The organism is uncultured Streptococcus sp. (assembly GCF_963528215.1).
In the GTDB taxonomy this organism is placed as follows: domain Bacteria; phylum Bacillota; class Bacilli; order Lactobacillales; family Streptococcaceae; genus Streptococcus.
Window position 1 is genome coordinate 65,431 of the sequence record NZ_CAURVL010000004.1, and the last position, 20,585, is coordinate 86,015.

Here is a 20,585-nt window from a genome sequence, read left to right on the forward strand (position 1 = left end):
GTTTCCTCCTATATAAGTATCAAAATAAAATCAGTCCATCAAATCCAGAAAATACTGGCTGATAACTGTTTCTGGCAATGTTTTCTTCTGCTGGAGCCACCAGCTGACCGTCTCCACAAAGGTAGAGGTCACGTAATTTCTCAGAAAAGGCTCTGGTAGCTGAGATTTTTTCTGCAGGAGCTGTTCCTGAATCATCGGAAAGAGATAATTTTCCAGCTCAATCTTTAAGCGATTGGTGAAATAGATATTTTTCGAAAGCAGCAAGGTCGCAATCTTGTCCTGATTCTTTTGAAAATGCTGGAAAATATGGGCGGTTGCTTCAAAGAGATCCTTGCCGTCGTCGCGCTCAAGAAAGGTATGCTGAAAGAGGTCTTGGCAAACCTCCTCTAGCAAGGCTTCCTTGGTATCGAAATGGGCATAAAAAGTCGACCGGCCAACGTCTGCCAGGTCGATGATTTCTTGCACGGTGATGCTTTCATAGCTTTTTTGATGCAGCAGGCTGATAAAAGCTTGGTAAATAGCTGCGCGTGATTTCTTGACTCGTCTGTCCATAGCGTTTCGGAACAAAAGAGCAGGATTGTTCAATAACAGACAAAGCCCCTCAATTGCTTCTTGTTTCCTTTCTGAGAATAAGGGATAATAAAGATGAAGAAAACTGAACAAGGTGTTCCGTTTTGATTACATTATACTATAAATTTAGCCAAACCGAAAGGAGGCTGCCGTGAAATCTAGTAAAAATATGACCATTGCCTTTCTATTAAACTTTTCCTTTGCCATTCTTGAGTTTATCTTTGGCTTCATGTTCAATTCCAGCGCTGTATTAGCCGACGCTGTGCACGATACAGGAGATGCGATGGCCATCGGACTTTCCACCCTTTTTGAAAAAATTTCTAATAAAAAAGAAGACAAGAGATACACTTTGGGCTACAAGCGCTACAGCCTTTTGGGAGCCCTGCTGACTTCGGTCATCTTGTTGGTTGGCTCGACCTTGGTGATTATCGAAAATGTACCCAAGGTCTTTGCGCCTGAAAAGGTCAATTATGATGGCATGCTGGTGCTGGGTATCTTTGCCATTATAGTCAATCTAGCAGCCAGCAAGGTTGTCGGCCATGGGCATGGACACAGTCACAATGAGTCTATTCTCAGTCTCCATTTCTTAGAGGACATTTTGGGCTGGGTGGCTGTTATTCTGGTCTCTATTGTTTTGCGCTTTACCGATTGGTATTTTCTAGATCCGCTGCTCTCCCTGCTCATTGCGGGCTTCATCCTCAGCAAGGCCCTGCCTAAGTTCTGGGAAAACATCAAGATTTTTCTGGATCACATCCCAAGCGATATTGATTTGAGCCAGCTTTATCAGGAAATTCTGGCGGTTGAAAACGTTCAGGCTATTACCCAGCTCAATGTCTGGACCACAGACGGTTTGGAAAAATTTGCCATGATCCATATCTGTCTTGAAAATCCAGAGCTGCTGGCCGAGACCCAGACTACTCTGCGTCAAGAACTGCAAGCCTATGGCATCACCAAAATCACTATCCAGACGGATAGCAGTTTGGAAGAGCATGAAGAGTGGTGCATAGGTGGAGAGAGTAATTTAAAACCTCATATTTAAATAGTAATACTATAAACATATCTCTACAGTCCGATAATCGGGCTGTTTTTTCGTTTTGCAGTCTAATTTTCATCACTTAACTGGTTTTGTTTTTATAATTTTCTTCTTATTTAATTTCTCTATTTCTTTGTCTGAAAATTCTAGCCTTTTTGATTTTGTAGTTTTTCTATAAAAAAATAGACAGGCCGCGCACATTGTGCATTTTTAGATAGGTTTTACATCTAATAAAATGCAAATGCATTGACAATGCTTTTTCTTTAGCATATACTATTGGGTAGGAAGAAACAGGCAAAGCTTGCTAAGCCTTGTCCTGAAGCGCCTTTCCTAAGCATATCGATTACCGATCAGAAGAGGACAGATGCTGTCACACTGTCCATCTGAAGGTTGAAAAAGAAGCAGTAAAGGGGAAATTTCCTCAAAAAAATTTGCTTTTTTTTATCCTCGAAGTAAAAAAACGCTTTAAAAAAGTGTCAAAAAGCTTGATATAACAAGGTTTTGTCAAAATTAAACATTTTTTTAAATGCAATCATTTTTTTCGAGGCAAACCTGTTGACAAGATGTCAATTATGTCATATACTGTGATAGGTAAATGTTTTTTAAAGCAAATAAAGCTTTTGTTCCTAGCATTTCCTACCAAAATATGCATATCGGTAAAAAGAAAAACCATAAGACAAGAATTCTTATCTTATGGCACTGGCTGCTTGATGATTCGGGTTAAACCAACTTCACACACACACGGTTTAACCTGCATCTAAAAGCATGAGAAATTTTGCAAGAGAACTTGCTTTGTATAGTATCTAAGAACGCAAGAACAAATGTTTTTGGCATCTGCTTTTTTGCGCCCCTTTTGACAAAACTAAAACGTCCCTTGTCAATCCTAGGATTGTTTTAAGGACTGTTTACTAGGTTTATCAAATGGAGATACTGCTCAAAGCATCTAACTTAAAACATTAAGTTTGGTTCTATTGGTAAATTTTCCATGTACTAGCCTAACTTAAAAAGCTTAAAGAAACCTTAAAGGAAACTTTAAGCGAGGGAGATTTTTTTAAGAAAGCTGTTATCTATTAACGCATAGAAAGAATTGAAGGATTTTTACAAAAAAATCACAGACAGGAGAAACAAATGGCACTAATCGCTATATTGGTTCAATTCAATCTGATAACGGCAGCTCAAAAAGAAGAAATTCTTCAAGATATGCCACAATCAAACATGCAGTTAGAGAGATATCTAATCAGCAAGGGCTATGTGACAGAAGAAGATATGCTGAAAGTCATGAGTTACTATTATCGTGTACCTCATGTCAATCTATCACAGTTTGTGATAGAAAAGGAAGCTGTCGAGAAGGTTTCAGAAAAAGTTGCTAAACGTCATGGATTGATTCCGATCTCTTTCACAGATGGAGAAGAGGGAGAAGAACCCAAGTTAATAGTTGCGATGGCAGACCCAAGCAACTATATCGCCCTAGATGACGTTAAAATCGTCTCTAAGATGGCGGTAGAACCTTATGTAACTTTTCGGGATGATATTGAGAAGTATATCGATCAATACTATTCTAAAGGAGAAGAAGCCCAACAGGCAGCGACCGAAATCGAAGGTTTTAATGTGGATGAAGAGATCGTCGAAGAAGATCTCGAAATCAAAAACGCTCCGGTTGTACGTTTGATTGACTCGATTATCAGTCAGGCAATCAAGACGCGGACCAGCGATATCCATATTGAGCCCTTTGAAAAAGTTGTTCGTGTTCGTTTCCGGGTTGACGGGACCTTGGTGGAAAACATGCAGTTGAAAGCCAATGCTCACTCAGCCATTGCGACACGGATTAAGATCATGAGTGGTCTGGACATCGCCGAGCGGAGGATTCCTCAGGATGGACGGATTGAGACAACCATCGACGGCAAAGAAGTTGACATGCGGGTTTCAGTCTTGCCTACTGTATTCGGTGAAAAAATCGTTATTCGGATTTTGAGCCGGAATGCAACTCTCCTCAGTAAAGAGGAGTTGGGATTCTCGCCAACCAATCAGAAGCTCTTTGAAGATATTCTTAAGGCGCCAGAAGGCATCATCTTGCTGACTGGTCCGACAGGAAGCGGAAAGACAACCACTCTCTACACAGCGCTCCGTGAGCTCAATGATGTAGGAAAAAATATCATCACCGTTGAAGATCCGGTTGAGTACCGATTGGAAGGGGTCAACCAAGTTCAGGTAAATAATAAAGCTGGACTGACCTTCGCGAGTGGTTTGAGAAGTATCCTGCGTCAGGACCCGGACATCGTTCTCTTGGGGGAAATTCGGGACGAAGAGACAGCTAGTATCGCGGTTCGTGCCGCTATCACTGGTCACGTCGTTCTCTCGACTATCCACACCAATGACACAGCTAGTACAGTCAACCGTTTGGTCGATATGGGTATTAAGCCTTATCTGGTCTCAACGGCGACTGTCGGTATTATCGCACAGCGCTTGATTAAGCGCATCTGTCCTAAGTGTAAGACTGAGTACACTGTAGAAACAAATGAACATGCAGGTATCGGTATTCACAAGGGCGACACCTTGTATCGCGGACGCGGCTGCAACTACTGCAGCGGTACGGGATACTATGGACGTATTGCCATCCACGAAATCATGGCGGTGACACGGGAGATTAAGTCACTAATTAATGATGGTGGAACAACGGCGCAGCTTCGAGCAGAAGCTAAGAAAAATGGTATGCGAGACTTGGCGGAGGAGGCCATTGATATCGCAAAACAGGGGACTACAACGATTGAAGAAGCAATGAAGATTGCCTTCAGTCTAGAAGGGGAAGTTTAGGATGAATTTGGATGAGTTAATTAAGCAGGCGATTGAAGCGGGTGCATCAGATATCCACTTCACGGTTGGCGCTGAGCCAAGCATGCGTCTGCACGGGAGGTTAACACAACTCAACAATACAATTTTGACCAACGAAGACACGGTTCGCTTCACCAAGCATATTTTAAATGAGAAGCAGATTGCTCATCTTTTAGAAGTCGGTGAAGTGGACTGTGCCTACGAGGTCGACAATGGCTATCGCTTGCGGGTCAATATCTTTAAGCAGAAAAACAACTGCGGGATTGCCTTGCGGGTCATTCCCAAGGATATTCCATCTATGGAATCTCTGGGATTGCCACCAGTTATCAAAAAGCTAGCTGAGAAACGTCGGGGTTTGATATTGGTTACCGGACCAACAGGAAGCGGAAAGTCAACGACCCTGGCAACCATGATCAACTACATGAACAGCTTGCGGGACGAGCACATCATCACGATTGAAGATCCGATCGAGTACATGCACACGCATAATAAGTGCTTGGTCAACCAGCGTGAGCTGGGAGCGGATACGCAGAGCTTCGGAAATGCCCTCCGCGGTGCACTTCGTCAGGACCCGGATGTTATCCTAGTCGGTGAGATGCGGGATAAGGAAACGATTGAAATCGCGCTGCGTGCGGCGGAAACAGGTCACTTAGTCCTGTCAACTCTCCACACGGTCGGTGCCGTAAATACAATGGACCGGATTATCGACGTATTTCCAGCCGAGCAGCAGGAGCAAATCCGCGTACAGCTCTCTGCCGTTATGGAAGGAGTTGTATCGCAGCAGCTTATGCGTACAGCGACCGGCAAGGGGCGTGTAGCTGCCTTTGAAATCATGCTGGGGACACCCGCTATTCGCAACCTCATTCGCGAAGGGAAGACCCACCAGTTGCTGACGCCAATCCAAACGGGAGCTCAGCTAGGCATGATTACTATGGATACTTCGCTCATGGGACTCTACCGTCGCAATGTCATCGATCAAAGAACGCTGCTGTCCTACTCAGTGGATCGCGCTCAAGTCGAAAAATCCCTAGGAATAGTGGGGTACTAGAGCATGACAGTATATGTTTGTAAATACTTAGACACTCGGCAAGGGGTCGTTACACTAGAGGTAGATGCGCCTAACCGGACAGACGCTGTCAATCGGATCCGTCTCAAAGGGAAGCCAATCAGTGTCGAAGAAAAGGTTATGGGCTCTAAGGAAATCACCCTTTTCCAAAGCAAGAAGATCAAGCTCAAGGACATATCGCTCTTCTGTAAGCAGATGTCGGTTATGTTAAACTCGGGTATCCCGCTCAACAATGCAGTGGATATCTTAGAGCAGCAGACAGATGCCAAAAACTTGAAGGCAAGTCTGAAGGTTATCAGTAAAGGCCTGAAGGAAGGGAATCAGCTGTCCAAGGCTCTAATCGAGCAAAATAGTCTCTTTCCCGACCTCTTGATCCGTATGGTACAGGCCGGTGAAAAGACTGGTAAGCTAGACGAGGTACTGGAAAGAATGTCTGAGCACTACAATAAGGAGCTCAAGACAAGTCGCCAGATTCGCGGAGCTATGATCTATCCAGCGGTCCTTGCCTTTCTGGCAGTAGCTGCCACCTTGGTCTTGCTCTATGTCGTTATCCCTAACTTCTCGGGAATCTTTGAGCAGAGTGGTGTAGCATTACCTTTGCCAACACGTATCGTCTTGGCAGCAAGTAACTTTGTCCAGTCTTACTGGTATATCCTCTTTGGTGGGGTTGGGCTTCTAGTCTTCCTATTCCTGCGTTATCGCAGTACTGAAGCAGGACGCTATCAACTGGACCAGCTCAAGCTCAAGATGCCAGTCGTCAAAGGACCGATGCAGAAGATTGTCACTGCTCGTTTCGCCAGCACCTTAGCTACTCTTACCAGTGCGGGTATCCCTCTGGTAGAGGCCATTGATTCAGCTGCTGCAACGACCAATAACGCTGTTGTTATTGACAAGTTGAGAATTGCCAATGAAGGTCTGCAAAAAGGGGAACGTCTGACGGGTATGCTGACCTCGACAGGTCTCTTCCCGCCTATGATGCTCTCCATGGTCAAGATCGGTGAGGAGTCTGGGTCTCTGGAGTCCATGCTCAATAAAACATCGGATTTTTATGAAGAAGAGCTTGAAGCAGCTATCAAGCAGTTGCTCTCACTATTGGAGCCAGCCATGATCATCTTCATGGGGGTCATCATCGGGGGAATCGTTGCCTCTGTTATGTTGCCAATGTTTGAAATTGCTAATGCTGTTCAACAGGGCGCTGAAGCAAATCAATAAAAGATTATTTACAGAAAAAAGTTAGGATTCGCAGAGTACTTGCTTTGCACAAAAAGTTAGGAAAACCGTTCTGATGCTGGGAGTTTGTGGGGTCTCCCAGCTAGGAACAAAAAAAATGCCTCTGTGGGCGAATATAATAAAATATATGGAAAAGAAATAGGAGAACTATTCAAATGTTAAACAAATTGCAAAAGTTCCGTCAGGACTTGAAGAAAAAAGGTAAAGGTTTTACCTTAGTTGAGTTGATTGTCGTAATCATCATCATCGCTGTTCTTGCAGCGGTAGCGATTCCAGCTATCACAGGCTTCCAAGACAGTGCGCGTAAGAGCCGTATCGAAACAGAACACCGTCAGTTGGTATCAGCTATTCAATCTTATCTTGGTTCACAAGTAGATCCTGAAAATCCTGCTGAAGCACCAACTCTTGAGAAATTGCGCCCTTACATTGCGAAAAACTCTCAAGGTAAAGGTACTCTTGCTGATACTCTTGCTAAAGATGGAGCAAGTAACGGCCCAGCTCACGTAATTACTGGTAACAAGTTGATTTCAACTTATACTCCAAAGAGTGGCGGTGCTGCTAAGACTTGGACCTATGACTGGAAAGAAAACAGCGCTCCAACTGCAACACCTTAATTTATCTAGTGAATTTTCCACTTAACGGTGGAAAATAAAAAACTAGCGTTGTAATTGAAGATGTTATCTCAAAGTCTAGTAAAACCCTACCTTTGGGATACTTAAAAAGAAGTAAGACATATAAATCAAGAAAAATAGGAGAATAATTCAAATGTTAAATAAATTGCAAAAGTTCCGTCAGGACTTGAAGAAAAAAGGTAAAGGTTTTACCTTAGTTGAGTTGATTGTCGTAATCATCATCATCGCTGTTCTTGCAGCGGTAGCGATTCCAGCTATCACAGGCTTCCAAGACAGTGCGCGTAAGAGCCGTATCGAAACAGAACACCGTCAGTTGGTATCAGCTATTCAATCTTATCTTGGTTCACAAGTAGATCCTGAAAATCCTGCTGAAGCACCAACTCTTGAGAAATTGCGCCCTTACATTGCGAAAAACTCTCAAGGTAAAGGTACTCTTGCTGATACTCTTGCTAAAGATGGAGCAAGTAACGGCCCAGCTCACGTAATTACTGGTAACAAGTTGATTTCAACTTATACTCCAAAGAGTGGCGGTGCTGCTAAGACTTGGACCTATGACTGGAAGTCTAACAGTAATTCGCAATAATAAAAAGTTAGGTGTAAAAACAGGGAGAACATCAACGAATGCTAAAGAAACTGCAAAAGTTCCGTCAGGACTTGAAGAAAAAAGGTAAAGGCTTTACCTTGGTTGAGTTGATTGTGGTGATTATTATTATCGCAGTTCTCGCAGCAGTCGCTATTCCTTCTCTTGTTTCTTTCCAGGATACTGCCCGCAAGGCACGTATCCAGTCGGAACATCGTCAGCTGGTTCAGGCTGTGCAGTCCTATATTGGCTCGCAAGTCGAACCAGAAACGGCTGATGTGCCAGACCTTGATGCGCTCAAGCCTTATATAGCCAAAGAATCTCAGGGTTCAGGAGAGCTTTCTAAGACTCTTGCAGCAGATAATGGCAAGATTGCCCATGAGGTTAATAAGACGAGTCATAAGCTGATTTCGACTTATACACCGGCTAGTGGCGGGAAGCCTATTACTTGGGAATTTGACTGGAGATCTAATAGCGCTAGCTAATAATAGAAAATTAGAGAAAATCTCTATTCCGACTGCCAAGGCAGTCGGATATTACCAAAGTAGTTGTCAGATGATGACAACTATTTTGGCAATATCAAAAGAGAAAATTAGGAGATATTATCCATGAAAGGAAAAAAAAGACAAGGCTCAACCCTGCCTATGGTTATTGTGACCATTGTACTATTGGTGGCTATGCTAGGTATTATGGCATCTATCGTGGACACGGGGCAGGTGCAGACTCAACGTATGTATAGTTATATGAAAGCAAAGTATGCAGCGACTTCAGGTTCTCAGCTAGCTCTAGGAGCTTATTTTGGCGATGAAGGCGGAAAAATTCTTTATAATGAATTTGGAGCTCGAGCTGAAAGTCGAAATAGATCTAGGGAGCCAATCAAGTCAACTCACACTTTTAAGGATGGTGCCAAAGCAGAGATTGAAATCAATGGATCTTTTGAAGGGGCTACTAGCGGAAGCGAGAATTATTATATTACAATAGTTTCCAAATCCTATCTGACTGGAAGTAAAAGTTATTATGAGCACACGGTCGTTTTTAAATGGGCTACCAGTGGGATTCGTTCAGAAAAGGGGCGATTAGTTACAAATGAATAAAGGAGAGCAGATGAACAAATTAAAAAAAGGTTTCACTCTGGTCGAGTTGATGGTTAGCATCATGCTGACTTCAATGGTTCTGTTAATTGTGGGAGTTATCTTTAATACCATGTTCACAAGCAGAAAGCTGATTGAACAAGAAGCATCCATTCAGGCAGATATGAGAACTTCCATGCAATATGTGGATAGAACTATCAGTAAATCAACAGCGATTTTCATCCTTGATGACTCTAAATATGGCAATAAATCAAAATTTACTAAAGGCTGGAGTTATGTTGGGCTTTCTGAGGATGGAAAAAAAATTCTCAACTATATATGGGATAAAGCAAATAACGATTGGATAATCAGGGAGCTAGGAACAAAATCACTCTATGATTTGAAAATGGAGTTAGATTTCAAGAAAAATGATGACTATAAGGATAATCGTCTGGTTTCTTATGAACTGAAAGGGAAATACGCTGGTTCTCAAAATCAGCTGAGTATACACACAGCTATGTCAGCTCTTAATACTAAGCAGGTATTTTCGAAAGTTGCTAAAGGGAAAAGAGGCATAGCTCTGGCTTATCGTGACGATCCAATCGAAGGTCAAGCTAACGTAGCAATCAGCTTTGTCTTTGATGCTTCAGGTTCCATGGAGTTCAGCTTGGATGGTACAGAAAAAGTAAATCCTTATTCTAATAACCCACTAAAAAATAGAAGTCGCATTGATATCCTGAGAGAAAAGACTAAGAAGATGATGGCGGATCTTCAGCCAATCGGAAATGTCAGTGTCAATCTTGTTCAGTTTAATTCTCATGCTAGCTTTGTACAGCAAAATTTTATTGAGCTAGACAAGGGGCTAACTTCTATTAATAGTGCGATTGATAATCTGAATCCAGAACATGCAACTAATCCAGGTGATGGTCTTCGTTATGGAATGGTTAGTCTTCAAAGCAATGCGGCCCAACTTAAATATGTAGTTCTACTGACAGATGGGGTACCAAATTCTTATATGGTGGGTCCTCAATATAATTATTGGGGAAATAAGATTGAAACTAGAACAAGGGATGGATTCGTAAACCAGGCTTATTTTAATACTTGGAAGTATGACTTATCAACGGGCTTCCATTCGACCCGAGCAAACTCTGCTTTTGCAGGTGGGAATCCTAGCTGGGCAGTAGATGGATCTATAGAATATTCTGGTGAGGTTTCAAAGCAGTTTAAAAAAGGAATCAAGCGAGTAAATGTCATTGGTTTTTCAGCGAAGGAAGCTGACAAGCAGCAGGGAAGTAGGTTAACTGCTGCTATTAAAGAAGGGGTTCCAGAAACTAGCTATACAGATGTATCAGATGATAAGCAGCTTGAGCAGACATTTGCTGATATCAAAAAGCAAGTAGAGCAAGATTTGTGGTTTGTAAATGGACCGTAGTAAGGAGGAAATATGAAACAGCACTTTTTACAAAAGAGAAGGGGTGTAACCCTTGTGGAAGTTCTGATATCCTTGATTATTCTGTCTGTCGTTACTGTTTCGTTATTGGCCTTCTTCTCAACAGGTTATCAATCTATTATGCGTCAGCGTGGTCAAAACATTGAAAACTTTGATGCGCAGGAGTCCTTTGAGAAGAGACTATCTCAGATTAAGCGAGAAGGTGGCCACGGAACAGAGACAGAAAACTTTGTCTATCGGAAGGGAAACGAGGCTTCTCGGTCCATACCTGTCAAAGGTCAGACCCTCTCTTATGATGATAAAAAGAAAGTTCTTCGTCTTTTTGTAGCGAATGCCAAGGAAAGTGTCCTCGATATCCCAACTGACCTATCTGTTAGACTTAAAGACTCAAAGGGGTTCTACTATGTTGGAGAAGATGCTCCAGAAGGTGAAGCAAGTCTGAATCAGGGACAGCAAAATAACAAATCTAAAATTCATCTTGAATCTGGCTGGTTTGAAGGTGATAGAAACATTGAAAAAGACGGGGAACGCCTTGTTCCTATTGGTACACCAGGGAATAGAATCGCAAGCAACAATTCCCGTATTGTCTTTCCAAGTATGCCGGGAGATTTTACTCTAAAACCTAATTTATCCAATAGGAAGTTTACTATTACTGATAGTATGCGAGGGAAGTATTTAACTTATGCGGCAAGAGCTATTAACTCTTTCGGTCGTGTTGGCGAGTACCAAGAGGCTGAAAAACGTATTTGGGTAATGGGACTTCCTGTCACTAATAATTTAGAGGTTCATACGGATGCTGATTTGATTTTGCAGAAGAATGGGGATGGAAGTAAATCTCTTTTACCTTCTGATGGAGTCTCTCATACAGATACTGACATTCAAAATCACGCGAAGCCAAATCAGCCGTATGTTGGGAACTATCCGGTGTTGAGCTACTATGAGGAAGCTATTAAACAGCCACGTCAATTCATTGCTCTTAGTGATAAACCAAACGATAAAAAAGAAATGGGATTTACGAGAGACTTTAGCAACGGTCTGACAACATCTATCCTGCTTGGAAATCGTCAGCAGTCAGGGAAAATTCTGACTTATCAGTTAGACAACACTTTGTCTTGGGGTATTAATCTAGAGGCAGATGGTAGATTAGATTTTATTAAAACAGATAAAAGCGTAGATAACAGTGGGGGGCAGCAACCGTCATCAGTGAGGATAGATTATAACAAAGATAATTCTATCCAAGTACGGAGTGCTGTAGTGAACAACACAAGTCTAGTTATAGAAGTTTTCGTTAATGGTGAGTTAGTACATACCGAGAACATAAGACTAAGCAGTACTCAAGTGACTCATAACTTTAGCAGTGGTAAGGTCATTTTTAGCGGTAATACTTACATTAATGAGTTTGCTATTTATACAACAGCTTTGAGAGATCCGGATATAAATAAGCTAGCTGAATACTTCCGCGATAAGTATAAGGCAAGCTAACAAGGAAATAGTTTTTAGGAAAAATAAGGGAGATTAGGAGATTATGGCAAAAAATATGTTTTCGTCCAAGGGGCGCAGAAGAGCTTTGGACGAAGAAGATAATGAGAAAAAAGGCTCATTTTTAGGAAAATTAAATAAACCGCTCTTCTCATCAAAAGGGAAACATAAAGAACACTTATCTATTCAAGGAGTTCAAATCAAGTCAGATCGTCAAGAAGACTTTGACGATGAGGAAAAGTCAACAGCAAAAGGGAGCTTCTTAACCAAGCTCAACAAGCCGCTCTTTTCTAAGAATAGTGGCAGTAATGATATGCCTGCTAAGTCTGGTAATCGTTCTCTCTTTGCTAAGAAAGGCAGTGGTGCAGCGAGCCAACCGGTCACTAGAATGCATGCACCTTACACTATGTTTGGTAAGCCAATCAAGGGTAATCTGATGGCCATTGACTTCACTGACGAATCAGTCTATCTGGTTGTTGCTAGACAGAAGCGCAATGAGCTGGAGATTATCAAAATGGCATCTGCTAATCTGCCAGAAGGTGTTGTACTGAATAGTGAGATTATCGACCCGATTACTCTCAAAAACATTATCAGTGACCTGATGGAGCAGCATGCTATCACAGCTAAGTACGCTTTCTTTGCTCTGGGCAATACCAATATCATCGCTCGTTCGGTTGATGTGGCAGCTAGTGTGCAGAATGATGAGGATATTGAAGGCTTGGTATCTTACGAGCTCCAGCAATATCTGGATATTGATCCGACTTCTTATGTTATTCAATTCCAAGAGCAGGAGTCTAATTCAGCCTTTCCGCTTGATGAAGATACTCGCTCACTCATGGTCTATGCTGTGCCAAAAGGCGTGGTAGAGCAATATCTGGGCTTGGCTGAGAATTTGAAGCTGACACCTTATGTCTTTGACCTTCAGTCTAATACCTTTGAAAAATGGTTGGAACGCGTTCAGGCGGTTAACAATCGTGCCAAGAAGCTGACCAAGGAAAATGTCGGCATGGTGCATCTGAGCAAGAGCTTCATTGGTGTTTATCTCTACTCAGAAGGCAAGTTTGTGACCAGCAACTATCTCAACCGTGGCTACAAGGACATCCTGAGCTATGCAGATGACGCTAGCCTGCTGCAGAAGCTTCCAGCAGTGGCTTCAGATGATTTGGATACAGGTCTCTTGAAGAGGGCCTTGGATGAGTGGGTGGCTGATGCTAAGAACCACATTCTCAATACTGAAAACTTCTTCAGCGGATCAACCGGTCTAAACATTGACAGTTTCTACGTCTTTGGTGACCAAGATATCTGCTGGCAGTTGGCAGCTATTCTGAAGCAGAACATGAATCGGGAATTCATCTCAATTGATAATGTAGATTATGAGAATGTACTGTGGGAAGGTTCTGCCGAGTTTAATGCGGAGTTCATTCCAGCTACAGCCATGTTGATTAGGAGAGCAAACTAATGCGGAGAGATTTAAACTACTTTTCAAAATATCATGTGGCACCGGCTAAAACCAGTCCACTAAAACTTGCTGCTATTTCCGCTTTTGCTGGGATTGCAGCGATTATGATTGTGCTGATTGGCTTCTTCCAGTTTAGCGCTATGCACCTCCAGGGCGAGATTGACCGAGCGGAGCAGACGCTTAAGAGTCCAGAGATGGCTCAAGAGCTGAAGGCAGTCTCTGAGACTGAAGATAAGATTGTTACGGTCAAGAATGACGAACTTCTCTTTACCAGCCTGGAAGGTGATTTCCGCCGCCTGCATCGAGTAAACAAAGCCTTTATGGACTTCCTTAATAAAAACGTGACACGGAACCTGGTTTTTGACGATATCAAGATTAATAACGACAATGTAGAAATCAATGGTTCATCTCAAGAGCATCTTTCTATCGCTAAGTTTGAGGAAGAGCTTCGTAAGTCTGAGAAGTTTAACCATATTTTTGTGGACAACATTACTCGCGAGGAAAAGGATAACAATACAGTGTACAAGTTTAACATTAAAATTTTAACGAAGGATGTAGATTTCAATGAAGAGCAAAAATGAGAAAGAAAAGAAAAAAATCCTGAGTAATTTAAATGAGCGGGACAAGAAATTGTTGGCCTGTGTTGGAGGAGTAGCGGTCCTTGCTGGTGGAGGGTATCTGGTAACAAATTCTTATACACGGATGGCGCAGTTAGCTGAAGAGCATGCGACTATCTCGACAGAGTTGGAAGGCAAGAATGCCAAGATTAGTCAGAGAAAGTCTCTTACCAAACAGCTCCAAACTTTGAATGCTAAGACTCTGGATCAGGCTAAGAAATACTATGGTACGACCAATCAAGGGGAGTTCATCTTCTTGATTGACAAGCTAGTCAATGAAAGCGGTATTAAATTCAAGTCTGTTAACTATACTGAGAGCACAGAGTTGGAACTCCAGCAGGAGGGATTGGCTGCGACTTCGTCTAAGGGGCAAAACTCCAACTCTTCTGGTACGACTAGCAGTTCAAGCTCAAGTGAGACGTCTTCTTCATCCAGTACGACCTCCAGCTCGTCTGGTACATCGTCCTCATCTTCATCTAGCAGCAGCTCTTCATCTGATGCCAATACTGCAACAACAACTGCAGCTAATACAGCGACACCAGGGAACGGAACGACCAATAATACGAACATCACTCAGATGACAGCGGACATTGAGTTCGAAGGAACTTATACACAGGTTCTGAAATTGTTGGAATTGATTGATGGCAATCAACAAAAAATCGTTTCCAGTGAGCTGGAATTGGGCGGAAAGAAAAGCCTGTCTAGCACGGAGGAAAACAAGAACCCTGATCTAACCAGCGGTAAAATCAAGCTGCGTTTCTATCAGGTTAAAGACGTTGAGCGCTATGTGACTCTGGAAAGCAATGTCGATAAGACACCGATTCAGTTTGCTAACTGGCAGTCTCCATTTGCGATTCCGACTTGGCAGGCAGGCTCTATATCTGTAACGACAGCTGGTGGCGGCACAGATGCAACTGGCAATAAGGGCAGTTTGGGGGCCGCAACAACCAATACAACTAGCAGCGCGAATGCTAACAGCAGTACCAATCTAGCTCCGTCTTATCTGGAGCAGCTTAGCACTCAGTCTAGTCGGAACGATGGTCTGTCAGCTTATTACAATTCATCAACTATCTACCGCTTCGAATCACCACTGAAGCTGACTCAGTCAGGCGGAAGCAATCAGTATGATGTGACAGTTGACAATACGGACTTCCTAGAGGGTTCAGGTTCCAATGTGGTTAAGATTCCAGCAACAAAATCATCTACTATGTATGAAATGGAATTTGCAGCACCGTATGTATCCTTGAACAATAAGCCGGATGCTATCAGCTTCTCTCTATCTCTGTCTAATCAATGGCAGGGTAAGATTGGCTTGATTGTCAAGAATGCCAGCGGTCAGAAGATTTATCTTCACGTCATTCGTCCTAACAGCTGGACTGGTTGGCGCGAAGTTAGCTTCGATCCTGAAAACATTCCAGGATTCAGCTATCCGATGACTATTGTGGGTTACTACTTTGAAACTCCTAGCGAAGGAAGCCCTGAGACGACTATGAAGCTGGATAACCTATCTGTGAATAACTTGGTAGTTAGCTAAATGCTTTGAAAAAATACCAAATAAGTCTATGGTTTAAAATTTCAAGAGCATGAGTAAATTTTTCTTAAAAAAATGCTAAAAACCAAGTTATTAGACTAGTATTCACGGTGCATTTATAGTAAACTAAAACATAGAGACATTTGAAGTATAATACAAGCAAACTCAGAATAGACGCCCGAGTCTATTTTGGGTTTTAATGGAGTTTATGGAAAAACAAAATCAAGTCTGGTTTTGCATTGAAAAAGTTTAATATCATTTAGAAAGTGGGGGGTGTCGAAAATACTCAAATGGCATATTTTTTACCTTTTGGAGCAGGGCTTATAGCGCTGCATACGATTAGCATTTTATTTGTTTCTAGGATTTCTTTAATAAAGCGCCTTTTTCTCGTAGTATGGGTCATGCTATTTGCGATTGGTGCTCCATTCCTCTTTCAACAAGTTCCCGGCATAGCCTTTGTTGGGCTCTGTGCCTTGGCCTTGGCTGTCTATATGGTGCTGCTCTTTTCACAGGAGCTAGCTCCAGTCAAGAAGAGAGCAACTGCTTCTGCGCGAAGCAGAAGCCAGAAGCACGCCAAGAGCACACGCAAGAAAGTGGAAGCGACGAGCGCAGGCTTGTCATCTGCTAGAGATTTGAACTTTTCCAATGCTTCAGCCGGTAGGATGAGAAAGGAAAGTAAAGAAAGGGTTCAGGCTGAGGAAAGTCCGGCAAGGCAGAGAGTATCTGCTTCTGGTCGCACCCTAGCAGACCGTTCTATCAAAAAGGATATGACAAGATTTGAGAAAGTAAAACCTCTCTACCCTGTTGATAACTTGGCTACAGCTCCTGCCTTTGGAGAATACGAGCCAAACAGTCAGCTAGCGGCAGCTGAGGTCGGCATGGTGGGTATGGACCACAGTGCACAAAAGGCCAATGATGAATTTTTGCAGTCCCTGCTTCATCACCGCAAGGGTTCTACCAAGATTAAGGTGGCCAACTCTCTGATTCAGCCTACGGAAGCAAATGCAGCCGGCAATCAAGGCTATACAGATATAGATGATCCAGCCTTTGAGACAGCTGTTCTGTCTAAGATTAGACCGATGTCCTATACTGAGTCTAGCTATGGCAACTTCAGACCGCAAGCAGTTGAGGTGACAGGTGTTGTTTCTCAGGATGATGAGGAATTCTTCACTGAGCAAGAACAAGCTCAGCAGCCAGTGGCAGAAGAAGCAGGAGGCAACAGCCTGGAAGATGTTTTTGCTGCTACGGGAGATATCAAACCAGTTAGAGCAGAAGAGTCAAAAGCAGCAAACAGCTTAGAATCTCTCTTCTTTGCTGAGGAGAAAGCTGGGCCAGAGGCTCAGATGGACTCAGTCTTCAGCCAAGCTAGTGCAGAGCCAGAGTTTTCTGCTGCTGAAGAGTCCATGGTTAGTCGTGATCGCGCTGATATTCAGGGCTATCAAGACATTCTCAGCCAGATTCAGCATGATTTGCTTGGGGCTGAAGAGGAAGATTTGATTGCTGAAGTGGCAGAGACTTGGGAGGAAGAAAGCAACTTCGAACCTGCAGCTGAAACGTTTGAGTTTGAAGAAGCTACTGAACCAGCAGTTGTTCAATCAGTCTCTGAAGACACTCTTTGGACACAGGCTGAGCCTGTTCAAGAAGCAGTTGCAGATGAGACAGAAGAAGACTTGCTCAAGGGAATTGCTGACATCCTCAAAGCTGAGGAGGCACAAGTCAAGGCTGCTTCAGTCGCTCCAGCTGCAGATGAGACAGAAGAAGATTTGCTTCAGAAAATCACTGACATCCTCAAGGCTGAGGAAGCATCAGAAGCAAAACCAGCTGCAACAACTGCGGGAGATAAAGAGGTCTATTTCCAATTCCTCCTACTGGAAAGTCAGGAATTATTGGCTTCTAATGCAGTTCTAGAAGCTGAGAGCTATCTGAAAGAAATTGTCCAAGGCAGCTCAGATCAAAATCTTCGTCAAGAAGCGTTCAACATGCTGGACAAAATCGGGAAAAATTAATACTATATAAACATACAATTGATTGTAATCAATTAGAAGGGTTTTAGGGGAAATTATGAAAAGTTGTAAAACAATCACAGGGACCGTTGTCATTGAGATTGAAAAAGGGATGGGACTGGGTGAAGTCCATGAAGTCTTTGTTGACGAGGGAGTCAATCTGACTTTTGTCATTAAGTCAAAACAATCTGAACAGCCTTTTGCCTTGCTTTCTAGCAAGAACATCCAAGGTATCGGTGACTTTGCGGTCATGGTAGAAAACAGCTCAGTCTTTCAAGAGCTGCAAGAAGCTGACCTGAAGGTATTGAATGACAAACAGGGCAGTATCTTTGACGAAATTGTCATCACAATTGATGGAAACAAGGTGGGAACTGTTGTTGACTATCATATTGACGAAAAGAATGAAATTGGTTACTTGGTGGTTAATTCTGAAGATGCCAGCGAGGAAATTCAGATTCCTAAATCACGCATCTTGATGATTGGTAAAGAGTATATCATCCTCAATGATGAAAAAAAGACAGCTCCTCATCTTGAAGCAGATGTAGAGATGGGCCGTCTGGCTGCAGCAGATCTGCTCCATGAGACTGAAGCTGCAAAACCTGCCGAAAAAATTGAGGAAGTAGTTGCTGAAGCACCTGTATTCGAGCCAGTTGTAGATGAAAAAGTGGATGTAAAAGAAGAAGCTGCGACAGATTTGACAGAGGCCTTGGCTGCTGTAGGTCTGGGTGCTGCTGCTTCTGACTTGGAGTTTTCTGAAGCAGTCGTAGAGACAGCTGAAGAGCCAGAAGTCCAAGACTTGGTACAAGAAGAGTCAGCACTAGCTCAAGAAGAAGTTGAAGAAACAGATGCAGCGCTGAGTCTGGATGCTGCTTTGGAAGAAGTATTGGCAGCCCCTGCTGAGGAAGTAGAAACAACTATCAGCACAGCGCCAGTTGCTGAGGAAGACTCTGCAGCAAAGAAAGCTGTTAACGACTTTATCGATCAGCAAAAACGTCTTCTGGTAGGCAAAACACTGCAAAAAGATCTTGTTAATGCAGATGGAGGAGTTATCCTGAATGCCGGAGATACTGTTTCAGATGACATCATTGATTTTCTTCGCCGTATCGACCGTAAATTCCTTATCCGCTTAGCTGAATGCGTAGTATAAGGTTGGGATGAGATTCATGTCAAGAAGAAAAAGAAAGGTTTCATCAAAATATCAAAAACTACTTCCAGCAGCGACACTTGCTGCCTTTCTGCTGGGTAGTTTATTTTATGTCATTTTTGTCTTTAATCCAACGATTGACCTGAGTATCAATGGCCGCCCCTCTATGAAGGTTCGCTCTCGGAGCGAAGCTGAGATTGAAGTTTACAGAGAACTGCCCTATAAGGCTACATTTCAGCTGACTACGGGGCAACACTTCTCTGTAGATATGCGCTTTTTAGGACTGAGCTATTTTACAGAAGAAGAGCTTAAGCGGCTGGATGATATCTCGGCCAAGACAGTCTGGGATAAGTTTACACCGTTTTTCGATACCAAGGAAAATCTACAGATTTCCATCTATCCCAATCGACTCTTTTGGCTTAGACCTTTAAACGATGTCTTAGCTGCCCATCCTGATGTTCTCAGTCAGCTTCCAACGACCAATCATCTGGTCATGGACGGCGAGTCTAATGTAAAGGTGGGAGAAAAGTCTAATGGCTATAAGATTGACCCTGCTGCTTTTATCCAAGCATCTGAGGAGATTGCCAAGTCTGGCAAATTTGATGATGTCAAGGTTGAGAGCACTCCTGTCGAAGCAGAAGATCAGAGTGAACTTTTGAGCCAATACATGCACTTTATTGAGCGTAAGGAAGTACCACTGCCGACCAACGCTGCCCAAGCTCAAAACATGAAAACAGCCTTTTACAAGCTGCAGAATGTTTACTTGGCTCCTGGTGAGACCAAGTCAATCTCAGAATTGCTGGGCGCTTTGAATGCAGAGTCCGGCTACCTGCCGGTCAAGGGCAAGGATAATAAAGAAGTTTACGGTCAGGGTGCTGAGCAGATTATAGATGCCATTCAGCAGCTCGCCTTTTCACGGACCAATGTTATTTCCTATCGAGGACAGTATTTCAACATCGGAACGCCGGCTGAAGGTTTGACCGAATTGACCATTCAAAACAATACAGAAACAGATATGGTATTTTCATTAAGTTTGGAGGAGGGGCAAGTATCCATCATTCTGGCATCTAAGTGATACTCAAGGGAAGTCTAAGTTTGACACTGTCATCTGAGATTTTCAAAGAGTATAAAAAGGGAAAAATTATGATTGCAAGTTTAGTATTTATATTAGGTGTCGTATTTGGGAGCTTTTTCAATGTCGTCATCTACCGTGTGCCGCTGGAAAAGAGCATTGCCAAAGGTCGATCTATGTGTCCGTCCTGCGGCCATGTCTTGACTTCGGTGGAGCTGATTCCGGTTGTGTCGATTATCATGCAGGGCTTTAAATGTAAGCACTGCAAGGAGCCGATTTCACCGCGTTATCTCATTGTGGAGCTCCTGACGGGTCTGCTCTGGTTGGCCTCTTATCTAATCTTTCAGGATCAGGGGCCATGGATGGTTGTTTCAGCCTGTCTCTTGGTGTCGCTTTGCCTCATTATCGGCTATATCGATTTTGATACTCAGTACATCTCGGACTCGGTTCTGCTGGTTTTCTGGCTGGGACGCATGGCTGTTACGTTTTTTACCAGTGAGTTCAATTGGGAATTGCTCCTTTCGCTGCTAGTCGGTGCTGGTCTCTACTCTCTCATTTATTTTGGGGCCAAGGCTTATTACAAGAAAGAGGCTTTCGGGATGGGGGATATTCTCTACTTAGCTGCCCTGAGCAGTTGGTTTAGCCCCTTGAATACGCTGATTTTGGGATATGGTTCTTTCTTTGTGGCTGGAGCTATTCTCTTAATCGCAACCATCTTTAAGAAATTCAAATTTAAGTTGAAAGAAGAAGTCCCTTTTGGTCCTGCTATGAGTATCATGGCGGTCATCCTATATTTCTGGGGAGGAATCTAGGGAATCAA

General features: G+C 43.0%; 18 protein-coding genes. 17 read left to right on the forward strand and 1 reads right to left on the reverse strand.

The genetic code is table 11. The annotated features are described in order from the left end of the window. Positions 1-30: 30 nt before the first annotated feature. Positions 31-552, reverse strand: a complete 522-nt coding sequence (locus RWS24_RS02865) for a TetR/AcrR family transcriptional regulator (protein ID WP_314365191.1) — start codon at positions 550-552, stop codon at positions 31-33. Positions 553-721: 169 nt separating this feature from the next. Between RWS24_RS02865 and RWS24_RS02870 the strand changes: the two genes are divergently transcribed. From RWS24_RS02870 to RWS24_RS02950, 17 genes are all read left to right on the forward strand, one after another. Then, positions 722-1,609, forward strand: a complete 888-nt coding sequence (locus RWS24_RS02870; RefSeq protein WP_314365193.1) for a cation diffusion facilitator family transporter — start codon at positions 722-724, stop codon at positions 1,607-1,609. A gap of 1,122 nt (positions 1,610-2,731) precedes the next feature. After that, on the forward strand, positions 2,732-4,414 hold the full coding sequence (locus RWS24_RS02875; RefSeq protein ID WP_002899594.1) for a GspE/PulE family protein: 1,683 nt from the start codon (positions 2,732-2,734) through the stop codon (positions 4,412-4,414). Between the two features lies 1 nt (position 4,415). Next, positions 4,416-5,480: a type IV pilus twitching motility protein PilT gene (locus RWS24_RS02880; RefSeq protein ID WP_011837691.1), complete on the forward strand. Its 1,065-nt coding sequence runs from the start codon at positions 4,416-4,418 to the stop codon at positions 5,478-5,480. Between the two features lie 3 nt (positions 5,481-5,483). Next, a complete protein-coding gene (locus tag RWS24_RS02885) occupies positions 5,484-6,710 on the forward strand; it encodes a type II secretion system F family protein (RefSeq protein WP_314365195.1) in 1,227 nt (408 codons plus the stop codon). Positions 6,711-6,883: 173 nt separating this feature from the next. Next, positions 6,884-7,342 carry a prepilin-type N-terminal cleavage/methylation domain-containing protein gene (locus tag RWS24_RS02890; protein WP_314365196.1) on the forward strand — a complete coding sequence of 153 codons (459 nt, stop codon included), beginning with the start codon at positions 6,884-6,886 and terminating at the stop codon, positions 7,340-7,342. Between the two features lie 151 nt (positions 7,343-7,493). Next, a complete protein-coding gene (locus RWS24_RS02895) occupies positions 7,494-7,943 on the forward strand; it encodes a prepilin-type N-terminal cleavage/methylation domain-containing protein (protein ID WP_002919961.1) in 450 nt (149 codons plus the stop codon). A gap of 38 nt (positions 7,944-7,981) precedes the next feature. Next, the gene (locus RWS24_RS02900) at positions 7,982-8,425 is read left to right on the forward strand and encodes a prepilin-type N-terminal cleavage/methylation domain-containing protein (protein ID WP_002907548.1); all 444 of its coding nucleotides are present in this window, start codon (positions 7,982-7,984) and stop codon (positions 8,423-8,425) included. Between the two features lie 123 nt (positions 8,426-8,548). Continuing rightward, positions 8,549-9,034, forward strand: a complete 486-nt coding sequence (locus RWS24_RS02905) for a hypothetical protein (protein ID WP_002907544.1) — start codon at positions 8,549-8,551, stop codon at positions 9,032-9,034. After that, positions 9,027-10,442 carry a VWA domain-containing protein gene (locus tag RWS24_RS02910; protein WP_002919959.1) on the forward strand — a complete coding sequence of 472 codons (1,416 nt, stop codon included), beginning with the start codon at positions 9,027-9,029 and terminating at the stop codon, positions 10,440-10,442. The genes RWS24_RS02905 and RWS24_RS02910 overlap by 8 nt, the downstream gene beginning before the upstream one ends. A gap of 12 nt (positions 10,443-10,454) precedes the next feature. After that, complete coding sequence (locus tag RWS24_RS02915) at positions 10,455-11,942, forward strand: type II secretion system protein (RefSeq protein WP_125342756.1); 1,488 nt, start codon at positions 10,455-10,457, stop codon at positions 11,940-11,942. 43 nt (positions 11,943-11,985) lie between these two features. After that, positions 11,986-13,398 carry a pilus assembly protein PilM gene (gene pilM, locus RWS24_RS02920; protein ID WP_314365204.1) on the forward strand — a complete coding sequence of 471 codons (1,413 nt, stop codon included), beginning with the start codon at positions 11,986-11,988 and terminating at the stop codon, positions 13,396-13,398. Beyond that, the gene (locus tag RWS24_RS02925) at positions 13,398-13,979 is read left to right on the forward strand and encodes a PilN domain-containing protein (RefSeq protein ID WP_002899352.1); all 582 of its coding nucleotides are present in this window, start codon (positions 13,398-13,400) and stop codon (positions 13,977-13,979) included. The genes pilM and RWS24_RS02925 overlap by 1 nt, the downstream gene beginning before the upstream one ends. Continuing rightward, the gene (locus tag RWS24_RS02930; RefSeq protein WP_009659178.1) at positions 13,963-15,549 is read left to right on the forward strand and encodes a hypothetical protein; all 1,587 of its coding nucleotides are present in this window, start codon (positions 13,963-13,965) and stop codon (positions 15,547-15,549) included. The genes RWS24_RS02925 and RWS24_RS02930 overlap by 17 nt, the downstream gene beginning before the upstream one ends. A 263-nt stretch (positions 15,550-15,812) precedes the next feature. Next, positions 15,813-17,552, forward strand: coding sequence for an MFS transporter (locus tag RWS24_RS02935; protein WP_314365210.1), 1,740 nt, complete (start codon positions 15,813-15,815; stop codon positions 17,550-17,552). 55 nt (positions 17,553-17,607) lie between these two features. Beyond that, positions 17,608-18,696: a hypothetical protein gene (locus RWS24_RS02940; protein WP_314365211.1), complete on the forward strand. Its 1,089-nt coding sequence runs from the start codon at positions 17,608-17,610 to the stop codon at positions 18,694-18,696. Between the two features lie 7 nt (positions 18,697-18,703). Continuing rightward, positions 18,704-19,768, forward strand: a complete 1,065-nt coding sequence (locus RWS24_RS02945; RefSeq protein ID WP_314365214.1) for a hypothetical protein — start codon at positions 18,704-18,706, stop codon at positions 19,766-19,768. Next, positions 19,765-20,577: a prepilin peptidase gene (locus RWS24_RS02950; protein ID WP_314365216.1), complete on the forward strand. Its 813-nt coding sequence runs from the start codon at positions 19,765-19,767 to the stop codon at positions 20,575-20,577. The genes RWS24_RS02945 and RWS24_RS02950 overlap by 4 nt, the downstream gene beginning before the upstream one ends. Positions 20,578-20,585: the final 8 nt, after the last annotated feature.

What these genes read in the sequence shown, in the direction of transcription:
- RWS24_RS02875 (WP_002899594.1), top strand. Translation starts at nt 2,732, where the DNA reads ATGGCACTAATCGCTATATTGGTTCAATTCAATCTGATAACGGCAGCT.
- RWS24_RS02915 (WP_125342756.1), top strand. Translation starts at nt 10,455, where the DNA reads ATGAAACAGCACTTTTTACAAAAGAGAAGGGGTGTAACCCTTGTGGAA.
- RWS24_RS02925 (WP_002899352.1), top strand. Translation starts at nt 13,398, where the DNA reads ATGCGGAGAGATTTAAACTACTTTTCAAAATATCATGTGGCACCGGCT.
- RWS24_RS02905 (WP_002907544.1), top strand. Translation starts at nt 8,549, where the DNA reads ATGAAAGGAAAAAAAAGACAAGGCTCAACCCTGCCTATGGTTATTGTG.
- RWS24_RS02900 (WP_002907548.1), top strand. Translation starts at nt 7,982, where the DNA reads ATGCTAAAGAAACTGCAAAAGTTCCGTCAGGACTTGAAGAAAAAAGGT.
- RWS24_RS02910 (WP_002919959.1), top strand. Translation starts at nt 9,027, where the DNA reads ATGAATAAAGGAGAGCAGATGAACAAATTAAAAAAAGGTTTCACTCTG.
- RWS24_RS02885 (WP_314365195.1), top strand. Translation starts at nt 5,484, where the DNA reads ATGACAGTATATGTTTGTAAATACTTAGACACTCGGCAAGGGGTCGTT.
- RWS24_RS02945 (WP_314365214.1), top strand. Translation starts at nt 18,704, where the DNA reads ATGAGATTCATGTCAAGAAGAAAAAGAAAGGTTTCATCAAAATATCAA.
- RWS24_RS02880 (WP_011837691.1), top strand. Translation starts at nt 4,416, where the DNA reads ATGAATTTGGATGAGTTAATTAAGCAGGCGATTGAAGCGGGTGCATCA.
- RWS24_RS02895 (WP_002919961.1), top strand. Translation starts at nt 7,494, where the DNA reads ATGTTAAATAAATTGCAAAAGTTCCGTCAGGACTTGAAGAAAAAAGGT.
- RWS24_RS02890 (WP_314365196.1), top strand. Translation starts at nt 6,884, where the DNA reads ATGTTAAACAAATTGCAAAAGTTCCGTCAGGACTTGAAGAAAAAAGGT.
- RWS24_RS02930 (WP_009659178.1), top strand. Translation starts at nt 13,963, where the DNA reads ATGAAGAGCAAAAATGAGAAAGAAAAGAAAAAAATCCTGAGTAATTTA.
- RWS24_RS02940 (WP_314365211.1), top strand. Translation starts at nt 17,608, where the DNA reads ATGAAAAGTTGTAAAACAATCACAGGGACCGTTGTCATTGAGATTGAA.
- RWS24_RS02865 (WP_314365191.1), bottom strand. Translation starts at nt 552, where the DNA reads ATGGACAGACGAGTCAAGAAATCACGCGCAGCTATTTACCAAGCTTTT.
- pilM (WP_314365204.1), top strand. Translation starts at nt 11,986, where the DNA reads ATGGCAAAAAATATGTTTTCGTCCAAGGGGCGCAGAAGAGCTTTGGAC.